General features: G+C 73.9%; 13 protein-coding genes. 9 read left to right on the top strand and 4 right to left on the bottom strand.

What is annotated here, in order from left to right:
- Window positions 1-6 precede the first annotated feature (6 nt).
- The 4 genes from ABD899_RS16775 to ABD899_RS16760 are packed head-to-tail and all read left to right on the top strand — an operon-like array spanning window position 7 to window position 4,932.
- A complete protein-coding gene (locus tag ABD899_RS16775; RefSeq protein WP_345208098.1) occupies window positions 7-1,854 on the top strand; it encodes an ABC transporter substrate-binding protein in 1,848 nt (615 codons plus the stop codon).
- Window positions 1,851-2,726 (top strand): PIG-L family deacetylase, encoded by an 876-nt coding sequence (locus ABD899_RS16770; RefSeq protein ID WP_345208096.1) that lies wholly within the window; start codon window positions 1,851-1,853, stop codon window positions 2,724-2,726. The genes ABD899_RS16775 and ABD899_RS16770 overlap by 4 nt, the downstream gene beginning before the upstream one ends.
- Window positions 2,723-3,217 (top strand): flavin reductase family protein, encoded by a 495-nt coding sequence (locus ABD899_RS16765; protein ID WP_345208094.1) that lies wholly within the window; start codon window positions 2,723-2,725, stop codon window positions 3,215-3,217. Before ABD899_RS16770 ends, ABD899_RS16765 begins: the two co-directional genes overlap by 4 nt.
- Entirely contained in the window at window positions 3,214-4,932 is a 1,719-nt protein-coding gene (locus tag ABD899_RS16760; protein ID WP_345208092.1) for a VanW family protein, read from the top strand. Before ABD899_RS16765 ends, ABD899_RS16760 begins: the two co-directional genes overlap by 4 nt.
- A 12-nt stretch (window positions 4,933-4,944) precedes the next feature.
- Here ABD899_RS16760 and ABD899_RS16755 read toward each other — a convergent pair whose 3' ends face one another.
- Window positions 4,945-5,988, bottom strand: coding sequence for a GNAT family N-acetyltransferase (locus ABD899_RS16755; protein WP_345208090.1), 1,044 nt, complete (start codon window positions 5,986-5,988; stop codon window positions 4,945-4,947).
- A 21-nt stretch (window positions 5,989-6,009) separates the two neighbouring features.
- Here ABD899_RS16755 and fdxA point away from each other — a divergent pair, with 21 nt between their 5' ends.
- From fdxA to ABD899_RS16740, 3 genes are all read left to right on the top strand, one after another.
- A complete protein-coding gene (gene fdxA, locus ABD899_RS16750; protein ID WP_324532576.1) occupies window positions 6,010-6,336 on the top strand; it encodes a ferredoxin in 327 nt (108 codons plus the stop codon).
- 16 nt (window positions 6,337-6,352) lie between these two features.
- Entirely contained in the window at window positions 6,353-7,501 is a 1,149-nt protein-coding gene (gene dapC, locus ABD899_RS16745) for a succinyldiaminopimelate transaminase (protein ID WP_345208085.1), read from the top strand.
- Between the two features lie 98 nt (window positions 7,502-7,599).
- On the top strand, window positions 7,600-8,886 hold the full coding sequence (locus ABD899_RS16740; RefSeq protein WP_345208083.1) for a citrate synthase: 1,287 nt from the start codon (window positions 7,600-7,602) through the stop codon (window positions 8,884-8,886).
- Window positions 8,887-8,928: 42 nt separating this feature from the next.
- On the opposite strand, the gene ABD899_RS16735 is transcribed toward ABD899_RS16740, so the two are convergent.
- Entirely contained in the window at window positions 8,929-9,450 is a 522-nt protein-coding gene (locus ABD899_RS16735; RefSeq protein ID WP_345208081.1) for an Lrp/AsnC family transcriptional regulator, read from the bottom strand.
- Window positions 9,451-9,540: 90 nt separating this feature from the next.
- Here ABD899_RS16735 and ABD899_RS16730 point away from each other — a divergent pair, with 90 nt between their 5' ends.
- Window positions 9,541-10,740, top strand: a complete 1,200-nt coding sequence (locus tag ABD899_RS16730; protein ID WP_345208079.1) for a trans-sulfuration enzyme family protein — start codon at window positions 9,541-9,543, stop codon at window positions 10,738-10,740.
- A 180-nt stretch (window positions 10,741-10,920) separates the two neighbouring features.
- Here the strand turns inward: ABD899_RS16730 and ABD899_RS16725 are convergent, their stop codons facing one another.
- Window positions 10,921-11,811, bottom strand: coding sequence for a hypothetical protein (locus tag ABD899_RS16725; protein ID WP_345208077.1), 891 nt, complete (start codon window positions 11,809-11,811; stop codon window positions 10,921-10,923).
- Between the two features lie 77 nt (window positions 11,812-11,888).
- Entirely contained in the window at window positions 11,889-12,821 is a 933-nt protein-coding gene (gene dapD, locus ABD899_RS16720; RefSeq protein ID WP_345208075.1) for a 2,3,4,5-tetrahydropyridine-2,6-dicarboxylate N-succinyltransferase, read from the bottom strand.
- A gap of 87 nt (window positions 12,822-12,908) precedes the next feature.
- On the opposite strand from dapD, the gene dapE reads away from it, so the two are divergent.
- Window positions 12,909-14,003 (top strand): succinyl-diaminopimelate desuccinylase, encoded by a 1,095-nt coding sequence (gene dapE / locus ABD899_RS16715; RefSeq protein WP_345208073.1) that lies wholly within the window; start codon window positions 12,909-12,911, stop codon window positions 14,001-14,003.
- Window positions 14,004-14,125 lie beyond the last annotated feature (122 nt).

Below are 14,125 nucleotides of genomic sequence, written 5' to 3'. Positions count from 1 at the left end.
CTGGTGGTGGACAGGCTCAACCGTCGACCCGACCCGGCGGCGACACGCGCCGGCCGGCGGTCCGCGCGCCGTCGCCGGCTTCCCGCGCTCGTCGCGGTGCTCCTCGGCGCCGTCCTCGTCGTGGCGCTCGTCGTCGCCGGCGTCGTCGCGCTGAGCGGCCCCGCACCCGCCGACCCGGAGAAGGCCACGCCGACGTCGGCGGTCGGTGACCGCGTCGACACCGACGGCGGCACCCTGCACGCCCTCTCCCTCGGCCCGGTCGTCACGTGGGACCCGCAGCGGATCGCCTCCCGCGACGACATGGCGTTCGCCGGCCGGGTGTTCGCGCGCAGCCTCACCGCGTACGCCCCGAACACCGACCCCGACGAGCAGCACCGGCTCGTCGGCGACCTCGCGACCGACACCGGCACCCCGAGCAAGGACCTCAGGACGTGGTCGTTCACCCTGCGCGACGGGGTGCGCTGGCAGGACGGCAGCCCCGTGACCTGCGCGGACGTCGCCTACGGCATCTCGCGCACGTTCGCGACCAAGGACATCGCCGGTGGGTCGACCGACGCGCTCGCCGTCCTGGCCATCCCGCGCCGGATGGACGGAACCAGCACCTACCCGGGCCCGTACGCCACGGGCGAGGCCGCGAAGAAGGGCCAGGCCGCCTTCGACAAGGCCGTCGCGTGCACCGGTCAGACGATCACGTTCACCCTGAGCGCCCCGCTGGGGGACTTCAACGAGCTCGTGAGCCAGCCCGCCTTCGGTCCGGTCAAGGAGTCGGCAGACCGGGGCGCCGAGGGAGGCTACGACGTCTTCTCGGCCGGTCCGTACATGCTCGAGGGCGAGTGGACCCCCGGCTCGGGAGGCACGTTCGTGCGCAACCCGAACTGGAGCCGCGCGAGCGACCCGGTGCGCCGGGCCCACCTCGACCGGATCGACTACCGAGAGGGCCTGGACACCCAGGCGGTCGCCCAGCAGGTCATGGCCGACGGTGACACCGGCCGGCTGTCGGTCTCGCTCGGGTCGGCCCCACCAGCCATCCAGCAGAACATCACCGCGGTCCAGAGCCTGCAGGAGCGCTCGGTCAACCCCCGCACCGGCGTCGTCGACTACCTCGTGCCCAACACGCGCAGCGAGGTGTTCAAGGACGAGAAGCTGCGCCAGGCGCTCGCCGCCGCGACGAACCGCGACGCCTACGTCACGGCGATCGGCGGCGCGACGGCGGCCGACCCCGCCCTGTCGCTCATCCCGCGCTCGCTCCCGGCCGCGCACGACGCCGACCCGGTCGGCACCGGCACCCGGGGCGACGCCGCGCGCGCGAAGGCGCTGCTCGCCGAGGCGAAGGTCACCGAGCCGGTGACGTTCACCGTGGCGTACCGGTCCAACGCGACCTCCGACAAGGCGATGGCCGCGCTCGTCGCCGGGTGGCGCCTCGCCGGGTTCGACCCGAAAACGCGGCCGATCACCGACGACTACTTCACGGCGATCAGCGACCCGAAGTTCGCCGGCGAGGTCGACGTCTTCTGGTCCAACTGGGCGCCCGCGTGGGCCTCGGCGTCGACGATCCTGCCGCCCCTGTTCGACAGCTCGATCAACCTCACCGACGCGGGGCCGGGCCGCGACTACGGCTACTGGGCCGACAAGGAGCTCGACGCCCGCATGGCGAAGGTGCAGGCGATCCCCGAGCGCGCCGAGCGCGAGCGGGCCTGGGCCGAGGTCGACGAGTCGCTCGTCGCCAAGGGGGCCTACATCGGGCTCGCCGAGCGCCGGGCGCTCTACGTCTCCGGGTCCGACGTGCGCAACCTGTCGGCCAACACGATCGCCGGGGGCGTCATCGAGTTCGCGGACATCGCGGTCGTCCGGTGAGGGACCTGCTCGAGGGCATCGAGGTCGACGGCCGCGCGCCGCGACTGCTCTTCGTGCACGCCCACCCCGACGACGAGACGCTCGCCACCGGCGTCGCCATCGCCCACCACGCCGCCCGGGGCGACGAGGTGCACGTGCTCACGTGCACCCTCGGCGAGGAGGGGGAGGTCATCCCCGCCCACCTCGCCCACCTCGAGGGAGCCCCCGGCGACCCACTCGCCGAGCACCGCCGCGCCGAGCTGCGCGGCGCGATGGAGGTGCTCGGGGTCACCCACCACCTCCTCGGTGCGACGGGCCCCGGGGGCGCGCCGGCGTACCGCGACTCGGGCATGGCGGGCTCCGCGGCCGCCGGTCACCCCCGCGCCTGGGCCGCGGCCGACCTCGACGAGGCGGCCTCGGCCGTGGGCGCGGTGCTCGACGCGGTGCACCCCGACGTCGTCGTCACCTACGACGCCACCGGCGGCTACGGCCACCCCGACCACGTGCGCACGCACGAGGCCACCTGCCGGGCGGTCGCCCGGCGCGGCGGCACGACGCCCGTGTACGCCGTGCTCACGCCACGGTCGTGGGCCGTCGAGGACCGCGCGTGGCTCGCCGCGCACGTGCCACCCGACCGAGGGTTCGTCGTCCCGGGCGAGGGCGACCCCTTCGCGTCGTCGGTCGTGCCGGATGCCGTCGTGACCCACGCCGTCGTCGCCCCGTCGGTCGTGGCGGTGCAGCACCGCGCCCTGTACGCGCACGAGACCCAGGTCGTCGTCGGCGACGGGTGGTACGCCCTGTCGAACCACGTCGTGAGCCGCCTCGCCGGGCGGGAGGGCTTCGCCCGGCTCGACGTGGCGACCGGTCGGCCCGTCACGGAGGGAGCAACGTGAGCGACCTCCTGGACCCGGCCCGCTTCCGCCAGGCCATGGGCCGCCTCGTCGCCGGTGTCAGCGTGCTGACGACCGTCGCCGACGGCCACGACCACGCGATGACCGCCGACACCCTCACCTCGGTCTCGCTCGACCCCCTCCTCGTGCTCGTGTGCGTCGAGCACGAGACGCGCTGGTACGGCGCGGTCACAGAGTCGGGGTTCTTCGGGGCGAGCGTGCTCGCCGCCGACCAGCGGCCGCTGTCGGAGTGGTTCGCCACCCGCGGTCGCCCGCTGCACGGACAGCTCGACCGTGCCCCGCACCACCGCGGGGCGCACACCGGTGTCGCCCTGCTCGACGGGTCGCTCATGCACCTCGAGTGCCGCACGACCGCCGTCCACGAGGCCGGTGACCATGCCATCGTCGTGGCACAGGTGCTGTCCATCTCACTGCCAGACACCGTCGGACCGGCCCTGGTCCACTACAGAGGACGCTACGGGAGCATCGCATGACCCTCGACACCTGGTCCGACGAGATCGACCACGACGAGCAGCCCCGGGAACGGCGGCGCTGGCCGCTCGTCGTCGGCGCGTCGCTGCTCGCGCTCGTCGCCGCGTACGTCGCCGCCGCGTTCCTCCTCGGCGACCGCGTGCCACGCGGCACGACCGTCGCCGGCGTCGCCGTCGGGGGACAGGATGCCGCGACCGCCCGGGCCACCCTGGCCCGCGCGCTCGGCGGCGCCTCCGCCGAGCCGATCGTCCTCACGTCGCCCGCGGGCGAGGTGGCGATGTCCCCCGAGGAGCTCGGGGTCGGCATCGACGTCGACGAGACCGTCGCCGGGCTCGTCGGCTTCTCCCTCGCGCCCGTCGACCTGTGGCACCACCTCGCCGGTGGCAGCGACGAGCCGGCGGCGGTCACCGTCGACGAGGATGCCTTCGGCGCGGCGCTCGAGGACGCCCGCGGCGAGCTGGATGCCGAGCCGGTCGAGGGTTCGCTCTCCCTCGAGGGCGGCACCGCCACGCTCACCGAGCCACGGACCGGCACGACGACCGACGTCGAGGGCACCGTCGCCGCGGTCCGGCGCTGGTGGCCGGCCGAGGGCACCGTCGAGGTCGCCGCGGCGTCGGTCGAACCGAAGGTCTCCGCCGACGAGCTCCGCCGCGTCAAGGCCGAGTTCGCGGACGTCGCGGTCTCGGCCCCGGTGACGGTCACCGCCGGTGAGACGTCGTTCACGCTCGAGCCGAAGGCGTTCGTCCCGGCCATCGTGCTCGAGGCCGACGAGTCGGGCACGATCGTGCCGCGGGCGGACGAGAAGAAGCTCGCCGAGGTCGTCCGCGCAGCCGCGAGGAAGGCCGACGCCGAGGTCGAGGCCAAGGACGCCGTCGTCACCTTCTCCGGGCGCACCCCCACCGTCAAGGCCCACGTCCCCGGGGTCGCCCTCGACGACGCCTCGCTGCAGGCGCAGGTGTGGAAGGCGATCTCCACCCCGACGCGCACCGCGACGGTGGCGACGAAGAAGGTCGAGCCGGGCTTCACGACGGCGGCCGCCAAGGCGACCCTGCCCAAGGAGAAGATCTCCTCCTTCACGACCTACTACAAGCCCGGGCAGGCGCGGGTGCGCAACATCAAGCTCGCCTCACGGGTCCTCGACGGCACCTACATCCCGCCGGGCGAGCAGTTCAGCATGAACGCCGTGCTCGGCGAGCGCACCGCGGGCAAGGGGTACGTCGAGGCCGGCATCATCCGCAACGGCCGGGCTGCGGAGTCCGTCGGCGGCGGCATCTCGCAGGTGTCGACGACGATCTTCAACGCCGCCTTCTTCGCCGGCGTCCAGCTCGACGCGTGGACCCCGCACTACTACTACATCTCCCGCTACCCCGAGGGTCGCGAGGCCACGATCTCGTGGCCGGACCTGCACAACAAGTTCACGAACACGACCGACGGCGGCATCCTCATGCAGGTAGCGGCCACCGACACCTCGATCACGGTGAGCTTCTGGGGCACGAAGAAGTACGACGTCACCGCGACCAAGAGCGACCGCTACGACGTCGTGCAGCCCAAGCGCTACACCGACGACGACCCGGACTGCATCAACCAGAGCCCGGTCGTCGGCTTCAAGGTCGACGTCGGCCGGATCCTCAAGCAGGGCGGCAAGGTCGTCAAGACGGAGAAGTTCACGACGAACTACCGCCCCGAGGACGACGTCACCTGCACGAACGCGAGGTGACGGTCGCCCGGTTCAGCCCGCGAGCCGGCGGAGGTTGACGTACGCGTGGTGGCGCTCGAAGCCGTGGCCCTCGAACAGCCGCAGCGCCGCCGTGTTGTCCGAGTCGGTCTGCAGGTGCACCGACGCCGCGCCGGCGCGTCCTGCCGCGCCGGCGAGGGCGGCGAGCACCGCGGACGCGACGCCCCGTCGGCGCGCGTCGGGGGCGACCCACATCGCCGCGACGCCGCCCCACGCGGCCGCGACGGCCAGGCGGCCGATGCCGACGACCCGCCCGCCCTCGTCCCGGGCGGTCGCGAACACCTGGGCCGGTGAGCCGGTGAGCACCGCCCGGGCCACCGCCTCGTCGTCGACCGTGCGGTAGCTGCGAAACGCCTCGAACCACTGCGGGGTGAGCTCCCCACCCACCTCGACTCCCTGCACATCACCCACGCGGTGGGGGCCGCCGGGGCGGTCCGGGCGCGGGTGATGTGCAAGAAGTCGGGTGGGGGCGGTCAGCGTGAGGGTCGGCACGCGGGGCGCCCAGCCCCGGGCCAGGGCCTCCACGGCGACCGGGTCGTCGTGCACGTCGGCCTCGAGCGGCACGGCGACCGTGACGTCGGGGGGCAGGCCCCGCGCCGCGTACCAGCGCTCGACCGCGTCGAGGGCGTCCGGCACCGGCATCCCCGGGCTGCCGACCGTGACGACGGAGTTGGCGCGGTGGGTGAACCCTCCCGACGCCCGCAGCAGCCAGTCGCCGAGCCGGGCGGTCTCGACGGCCGGCCAGGCCTCGACCATGACGCGCTGGAGGCCCTCGACCGACAGGGCCCGGTGCGGCGCCCCGCGGCGCGACGGCGCCGGCGGCACCTCCTTGACGACCGTGACGAGCGGTCGCGGGACCCGGACCTCGCCGCGGCGGGTGCGCACGAGCAGGGCCTCGGCGTCACTCGCGACGAGCTCGCCGACGACGTCGGTCAGGGTGGCCCCGGTGAGGAGGTCGGGGCGCTCGAGGCGGTGTCGCACGACGACCCTGGACCCGACGCGCGGGCCGCGGTCCGGCCCGGCCGCCTCGTCGTCCATGGCCCGCATAGTATGTCCGCCATGACGTACGTGATCGCGCAGCCCTGTGTGGACCTCAAGGACAAGGCCTGCATCGAGGAGTGCCCCGTCGACTGCATCTACGAGGGCGAGCGCAGCCTCTACATCCACCCCGACGAGTGCGTCGACTGCGGTGCGTGCGAGCCGGTCTGCCCGGTCGAGGCGATCTACTACGAGGACGACGTGCCCGAGCAGTGGGCCGAGTACTACAAGGCCAACGTCGAGTTCTTCGACGACCTCGGCAGCCCGGGCGGGGCGGCCAAGCTCGGCATGATCCCCAAGGACCACCCGATCATCGCCGCCCTGCCGCCGCAGGAGCACGACGAGTAGGGGCGGGTGCCGCCGGGTGCTCCAGCTCCCCGACTTCCCGTGGGACTCGCTCGCTCCGACCAAGGAGCGGGCGAGCGCCTTTTCCGACCCCTCCCTGGGCGGCACGGCGGGTACCGGGCTCGTCGACCTGTCGGTCGGCACCCCGGTCGACCCGACCCCCGAGGTCGTCCGCGACGCGCTGGCCGAGGCCTCCGACGCCCACGGCTACCCCCTGACCTGGGGCACGGCCGACCTGCGGGAGGCCGTGGCCACGTGGTTCGCCGCCCGCCGTGGGGTGCCCGACGTCGACCCGGCGGGCGTGCTGCCGACGATCGGCTCCAAGGAGCTCGTCGCGTGGCTACCGCTGCTCCTCGGCCTCGGCCCCGGGGACGTCGTCGCCTTCCCCCGGGTCGCGTACCCGACCTACGACGTCGGGGCCCGGCTCGTCGGGGCCACCCCGGTGGCGGTCGACGCGCTGACGGCGCTCGGCCCGCTCACCCCGTCGACGACGCCGCGACTGCTGTGGCTCAACACCCCCAGCAACCCGACCGGGCGCGTCCTCGGCATCGAGCACCTCGCCAAGGTCGTGTCGTGGGCCCGTCGGCACGGGGTCGTCGTCGCCTCCGACGAGTGCTACGCCGAGCTCGACTGGCGCCCGCGCGCGGCGGGCTCGCGCGAACCCCCGACGACGCCGTCGCTCCTCGACCCCCGCGTCACCGGTGGCTCGCACGAGGGGCTGCTCTGCGTCTACTCGCTGTCCAAGCAGTCCAACCTCGCCGGGTACCGCGCCGCGTTCGTCGCGGGCGACCCCGTCCTCGTCGGGCGCCTCCTCGAGGTGCGCAAGCACGCCGGGATGATGGTGCCCTGGCCGGTGCAGCGGGCGGTGCTCGCCGCGTTGTCCGACGCCGACCACGTCGTGCTGCAGAAGGAGCGGTACGCCGCCCGGCGGCAGGCCCTGCTCCCGGCGGTCGAGCGCTTCGGCCTGCGCGTCGACGACTCCGAGGCGGGCCTCTACCTGTGGGCCACGGCGGGGGAGGAGGGCCGGGTCACGCTCGAGCGGCTCGCCGCGCGCGGCATCCTCGCCGCCCCCGGCGACTTCTACGGTCCCGCGGGTCGCGAGCACGTGCGCCTCGCGCTCACGGCGACCGACGAGCGGGTCGAAGCCGCCGTTCGCCGCCTCGCCTGACCTTCGACGGCCACCGCCCGGTCCGCTGCGTTTCCCGGCTCGGAGCACGGGCGGTAGGGTCGCACCGACTCCGCGCCCGACGAGAAGGACCTTTCGACATGACCGACGGTGCCACCCTGTCCGCTGCTGGCAAGCAGCTCGACCTGTCCCTCGTGCAGGCCACCGAGGGCAACAGCGGCTACGACATCTCGTCCCTGCTCAAGGAGACGGGCAACGTCACGCTCGACGGGGGCTTCACGAACACCGCGAGCTGCACGAGTGCCATCACCTACATCGACGGCGACCACGGCATCCTGCGGTACCGCGGGTACCCGATCGAGCAGATCGCCGAGCACTCGAGCTTCATCGAGACCTCCTTCCTCCTCATCTACGGGCACCTGCCCTCGCCTGCCGAGCTCACCGAGTTCGAGGGCCGGATCCGCCAGCACACGATGCTCCACGAGGACCTCAAGGCCTTCTTCCAGGGGTTCCCGCGCGACGCCCACCCCATGCCGGTGCTCTCCTCAGCGGTGTCCGCCTTGTCGACCTTCTACCAGGACAGCCTCGACCCCTTCGACGAGGAGCAGGTCGAGATCTCGACGATCCGCCTCCTCGCGAAGCTGCCCACGATCGCCGCCTACGCGTACAAGAAGTCGATCGGCCAGCCGTTCCTCTACCCCGACAACAACCTCTCGCTCGTCGAGAACTTCCTGCGGATGACCTTCGGTGTCCCCGCCACGGACTACGACGTCGACCCCGACCTCGTCAAGGCCGTCGACCTGCTCCTCGTCCTGCACGCCGACCACGAGCAGAACTGCTCGACGTCGACGGTGCGCCTCGTCGGCTCCTCGCAGGCCAACCTCTTCGCGTCCGTCTCCGCGGGCATCAACGCCCTCTTCGGCCCCCTCCACGGCGGCGCGAACCAGGCGGTCCTCGAGATGCTCGAGCGGATCCAGGCCGCGCACATCTCGACCGAGGAGTTCATGCGCAAGGTCAAGAACAAGGAGGACGGGGTCCGGCTCATGGGCTTCGGGCACCGGGTCTACAAGAACTACGACCCGCGGGCCGCCATCATCAAGAAGACCGCGCACGACATCCTCGCCAAGACCGCCGGGAGCGACGAGCTGCTCGAGATCGCCATGGGCCTGGAGGAGATCGCCCTCGCCGACGACTACTTCATCGAGCGCCGGCTCTACCCCAACGTCGACTTCTACACCGGGCTCATCTACAAGTCGATGGGCTTCCCGACGCGGATGTTCACCGTGCTCTTCGCGCTCGGTCGCCTCCCGGGGTGGATCGCCCAGTGGCGCGAGATGATCGACGACCCGACGACGAAGATCGGCCGCCCGCGCCAGGTTTACGTCGGCGAGGGCGAGCGCTCCTACGTCCCGCTCGCCGAGCGCTGACCCGGCGGAGGGCGGGCGCGGGCGCGCGCCGGACCCGGCGCCTCAGCCGAGCGGCCGCCGACCGCGCACCCGCTCGAAGATGAGGCTCGTCTGGGCGTGCGCGACCCCCTCGACCGACGTGAGGTGGTCGAGCACGAGGTCGCGCAGGTCGTTGGCCGTCGCCCCGCTGATGTGCACGAGGAAGTCGTCGGCCCCGGCGACGTGGTAGGCCGCGACGACCCCCGGGATGGACGCCACCCGGTCGCGGAAGGAGTCCATCGACTCACGAGCGTGGCCGGTGAACCGGAGGGCGACCATCGCCTCCATGGGGCGCCCGACCGCGGCGAGGTCGATCTCGGCCCGCACGGCTCGCACGACCCCGGCATCGCGGAGGGCCTTGACCCGGCCGGCGCACGTCGACTCCGCGAGGCCCACCCGCCGGGCCAGCTCCGCGTTCGGCATCCGGCCGTCCTGGGCGAGCAGCTCGACGAGGAGCCGGTCGACCGCGTCGAGGGGGCGAGGTGCGGTGCGCGGGACCCGTGCGGGCCGTGGATTCCGCCGGTCGCCGGGCTCGGGAGCGGTCATGCACCCAAGCATCCCCGGCCGAAGGTGATCTTCGCCGAGGTTTCCCCGGATTCCTTGTGCCTGAATCGGAGAAAGCGCGATCCTGAGCGTATGGAGCACGGAACTCTCGCCGTCCACGCCGGCCGCGAGGACCTCACGGCCCTCGGCGTGCACGTCCCCCCGATCGACCTGTCGAGCACCTACCCCCTGCCCGGTGTCGAGCGCGGTGGGCAGGCCTACGAGCGGATGGCGTCGGGGGGCCGGCCGCTCGACGACGACTCGCTCGTCTACCAGCGGCTGTGGAACCCCACCGTCGACCGCTTCGAGCGCGCCGTGGCCCGGCTCGAGGGGGCCCGGGCCGGGGTGGCCTTCGCGTCGGGCATGGCCGCGATCTCCGCCTGCCTGCTCGCCGCCGTCGCCGCGGGGCGGCCGCACGTCGTCGCGGTCCGCCCGCTGTACGGAGGCACCGACCACCTGCTCGCCACCGGGCTGCTCGGCACCCGCGTCACGTGGGCGACGGCCGCCACGGTGGACGCCGCGACCCGCCCGGACACGGGCCTCGTCATCGTCGAGACCCCGGGCAACCCCTCGCTCGACCTCGTCGACATCCACGACGTCGTCGAGCGGGCGGGCGGCGTCCCCGTGCTCGTCGACAACACCTTCGCCACCCCGGTGCTGCAGCAGCCGCTCGCGCACGGGGCGGCGCTCAGCGTGCACTCGGCGACGAAGTTCATCGGGGGCCACGGTGACCTGCTCGGCGGGGTCGTCGCGACCGACGACGCGTGGGCGGCCCGGCTGCGCCGGGTGCGGGCGGTCACCGGCGGGCTGCTCTCCCCGCAGTCGGCCTACGAGCTGCACCGGGGGCTGCAGACCCTCCCGGTGCGCGTGCGCACCCAGCAGGAGCACGCCACCGTCGTCGCCGGGTGGCTCGCCGGGCGGGCCGAGGTCGAGCGCGTCCACTACCCCGGGCTGCCCGAGTGCGACCCATCCGGTCTCGTCGGGAGGCAGATGAGCGGGCCGGGCGCCGTCCTCGCGTTCACCCTCGCCGGCGGGTACGCGGCCGCGGCCGCGGTCGCCGAGCACTGCCGCCTCGTGACGCACGCCGTCTCGCTCGGGGGGGTCGACACCCTCGTCCAGCACCCTGCGGCCCTGACCCACCGTCCGGTCGCCGCCGAGGCACGCCCGGACGCCGGGCTGCTCCGGCTGTCCGTCGGGCTCGAGAGCCCCGACGACGTCGTGGCCGACCTCGAGCAGGCCATGGCGTCGGTGCCGGCCCGGTCGGCCGCGCGCGAGCTCAGCCTCACGACCTGACCCACGGCATCCTCGCCGACGACCCCGCGCAGTCAGGAGCACCTCGTCGGCTCAGGTGCGCTGACGGCCCTGAGCCCGCGGAGTGCTCCTGAGCCCGCGGAGTGCCCTGAGCCTCACGGAGAGGCCCGCGGAGGGGGTTGGGGGAGGCCCGGGGGAGGCCCGGGGGCGCCCGGGCAGGGTTCAGGCCAGGTGGATGGTGACGGCCGGGGCGTCCGCGCCCGGGGCGTCGACGGTGCGCCACTCCAGGGCCGAGTCCGCCATGGCGCGCTGCCACTCCCGGTCGCCGACGACGACCCGCACCGCCCCGGTGTCGGTGGCGCGCGCCACGGCCCAGGAGCCCACGGCCCACGCGAGGTCGTCGTCGTCGGTGCGCACGACGACGGTCGAGCCGTCGACGTCGGCCGACACCCCGAAGTCCTGCTCGAGCAGCGCGGCGACCCGCTCGGGGTCGCCTGCGTCCTCGGGGTCCTTGAGCGCGCACACGGCGCCGGCGTGGGTCTGGCCCGAGAGCACGGATGCCGTGACGCGCGCCTGCGGCTCGTGCTGGGCGTAGGCCTCGCCGGCCGCGGACCGCTGCACGGCCTGGGCGGCCTCGGCGATGTCCATCTCGGTGTACCCGTCGACCTCGACGAGAGCGTCGTAGAACTTGTTCGTCGAGTACTCCGGGTTGAGGATCTGCTCGGGGGTGCCCCAGCCCTGCGAGGGGCGCTGCTGGAACAGCCCGAGCGAGTCGCGGTCGCCGAACCGCACGTTGCGCACCTTGGACTCCTGCATGGCGGTCGCGATGGCGATCGTCGCGGCCCGCGGCGGCAGGTCGCGCTGGACGGCGATCGCGGTGATCGCCGCCGCGTTGCTCGCCTGGTCGGGAGCCCACTGGAAGGTCGAGCCCGCCGCGGTGACGCGGCACTGCTCACCGGTGACGATGGCGCGCAGGTGCCCGATGCCGACGTAGGCCGCGGTGCCCAGGACGGCGACGAGGGCGAGCACGAGGAGCACGGCGAACCGGCGCCGGCGCGCGGACGGCGGCCCCTCCTCGGCGAGCGTGAGGGCGCCCTTCGGGGTGCGCGGCATGCGGTGCGGTGTCCTTCGGTGGTCAGGTGGTGTGGGTCGTCGGGGCCGTGGCGGTGGGCCTGCCGCCCCGGGCGGGGTCAGTCGTTGGCGTGGAGCGCCGAGTTGAGCACGATGCCGTGGCCGTCGCGCGGGTGGGCCTCGACGGTGCCGGTCACCGAGTTGCGCCGGAAGAGCAGGCTGCCCTGCCCGGACAGCTCGCGGGCCTTGGTGACGGTCCCGTCGGGCAGGGTCACCTTCGTCCCGGCGGTGAGGTAGAGCCCGGCCTCGACGACGCAGTCGTCACCGAGCGCGATGCCGAGCCCGGACTCGGCTCCGAGGAGGCAACGCTCACCGATGCTGACGCGTTCCGTGCCCCCGCCGGAGAGCGTGCCCATCGTCGAGGCGCCGCCACCGATGTCGGAGCCGTCGCCGACGACGACGCCCTGGCTGATCCGGCCCTCGACCATCGACGTGCCGAGGGTGCCGGCGTTGAAGTTGACGAACCCCTCGTGCATGACGGTCGTGCCGCTCGCGAGGTGGGCACCGAGGCGCACGCGGTCGGCATCCGCGACCCGGACCCCGCTCGGCACGACGTAGTCGGTCATCCGGGGGAACTTGTCGACGCCGAACACCTGCACCGGCCCGCGCGCGAGCATCCGGGCACGGGTCAGCTCGAAGCCGTCGACGGCACAGGGGCCCTGCGAGGTCCACACGACGTTGGTGAGCACGCCGAAGAGGCCGTCGAGGTCGATGCTGTTCGGCGGGCAGAGCCGGTGCGAGAGCAGGTGCAGGCGCAGCCACCCGTCGGCGGTGTCGGCGGGGGGTGCGTCGAGGTCGACGGTGACGAGGCGCAGCTCGCGGCGCACGCCGCGCACGGCATCCGCCTTGACGAGCGCCTCGAGGCCCGCGGGGGCCGCCAGCTCTCCCGCGCCGCCGGGCTCGCCGAGCGCCGGTGCCGGGAACCACGCGTCGAGCACGGTCCCGTCGTCCGTGAGGGTGAGCAGGCCGTGGCCCCAGGCGGTGCGCGTCATGCCGACCAGCCTACGGTGGCGCGGCGACGCCCCGGGGCGCCGGCCGCGGGCCGCGGCGTGGCCCCGGCCGGTCGATACGCTGGCCGCATGCCGTCCACCGCCACCGTGCTCGACCTCACCGCCGACGTCACCACGCTCACCGCCGCGGTGTGCGACATCGAGTCGGTGAGCCTCGGGGAGGCGGCCCTCACGGATGCCGTCGAGGCGGCCCTGCGTGACCTGCCGCACCTCGACGTGACCCGGCTCGGCAACACGGTCGTCGCCCGCACCTCGCTCGGTCGCGCGGAGCGGGTCGTGCTCGCGGGCCACCTCGACACCGTGCCCCTCACGAGCGACCCCGCGAACCTGCCCACCCGCCGGGTCGAGGCACCGGGCGGCGAGGTGCTGTGGGGCCGGGGCACCGTCGACATGAAGGGCGGCGTCGCCGTCGTGCTCCGGGTCGCCCACGAGGTGCGAGCGCCGAGCCGTGACGTCACCCTCGTCCTCTACGAGGCCGAGGAGATCGACTCGCGGTTCAACGGCCTCCTGCACGTCGAGCAGCAGCGCCCCGAGCTGCTCACCGACGCCGACTTCGCCGTCCTCCTCGAGCCGACCGACGGGCGCGTCGAGGGCGGCTGCAAGGGCACCCTGCGGGCGGAGGTCTCGACCACGGGAGTCGCCGCCCACTCGGCGCGGCCCTGGAAGGGCCACAACGCGATCCACGATGCCGGCGAGGTCCTGGCCCGCCTGACCTCCTACGAGCCGGCGACGGTCGTCGTCGACGGGCTCGAGTTCCGCGAGGCACTGGGCGCCGTGCTCATCTCCGGCGGCACCGCGACCAACGTCGTCCCCGACCGGTGCACGGTCACGGTCAACTACCGGTACGCCCCCTCGCGGTCCGAGGCGGAGGCGGAGGCCCACGTGCGGGAGGTGTTCACGGGCTTCGACGTCGACGTCGTCGACAACGCCGGGGGAGCCCGCCCGGGCCTGCACCTGCCGGCGGCCCGGGCCTTCGTCGACGCCCTCGGACTGCCCGTCGAGGCGAAGCAGGGCTGGACCGACGTCGCCCGCTTCTCCGCGATCGGGGTGCCCGCGGTCAACTTCGGCCCCGGCGACCCGAACCTCGCCCACATGGACGACGAGCAGTGCCCCGTCGAGCAGTACGCCCGCTGCGAGGCGGCCCTGCTCCGGTGGCTGGCCTGAGCGACCGACCCTCGCTGTACTCCCTCGCCGCGGGGCGGACGTGGTCGCCCCGGCAACCACGTCCGCACTCAGCGCGACGGTGGGGTGGGGTGTCCGGCATACAGTGACGCCGTGGACCCCCT

The organism is Fodinibacter luteus (assembly GCF_039541575.1).
GTDB lineage: Bacteria > Actinomycetota > Actinomycetes > Actinomycetales > Dermatophilaceae > Fodinibacter > Fodinibacter luteus.
The sequence above is the reverse complement of the archived record's forward strand: the minus strand, read 5'-3'. Positions and strand labels throughout refer to the sequence as shown.

Coding starts and splice junctions, on each gene's coding strand:
- ABD899_RS16760 (WP_345208092.1), top strand. CDS start 3,214: ATGACCCTCGACACCTGGTCCGACGAGATCGACCACGACGAGCAGCCC.
- ABD899_RS16755 (WP_345208090.1), bottom strand. CDS start 5,988: ATGGACGACGAGGCGGCCGGGCCGGACCGCGGCCCGCGCGTCGGGTCC.
- fdxA (WP_324532576.1), top strand. CDS start 6,010: ATGACGTACGTGATCGCGCAGCCCTGTGTGGACCTCAAGGACAAGGCC.
- ABD899_RS16740 (WP_345208083.1), top strand. CDS start 7,600: ATGACCGACGGTGCCACCCTGTCCGCTGCTGGCAAGCAGCTCGACCTG.
- ABD899_RS16735 (WP_345208081.1), bottom strand. CDS start 9,450: ATGACCGCTCCCGAGCCCGGCGACCGGCGGAATCCACGGCCCGCACGG.
- ABD899_RS16730 (WP_345208079.1), top strand. CDS start 9,541: ATGGAGCACGGAACTCTCGCCGTCCACGCCGGCCGCGAGGACCTCACG.
- ABD899_RS16725 (WP_345208077.1), bottom strand. CDS start 11,811: ATGCCGCGCACCCCGAAGGGCGCCCTCACGCTCGCCGAGGAGGGGCCG.
- dapD (WP_345208075.1), bottom strand. CDS start 12,821: ATGACGCGCACCGCCTGGGGCCACGGCCTGCTCACCCTCACGGACGAC.
- dapE (WP_345208073.1), top strand. CDS start 12,909: ATGCCGTCCACCGCCACCGTGCTCGACCTCACCGCCGACGTCACCACG.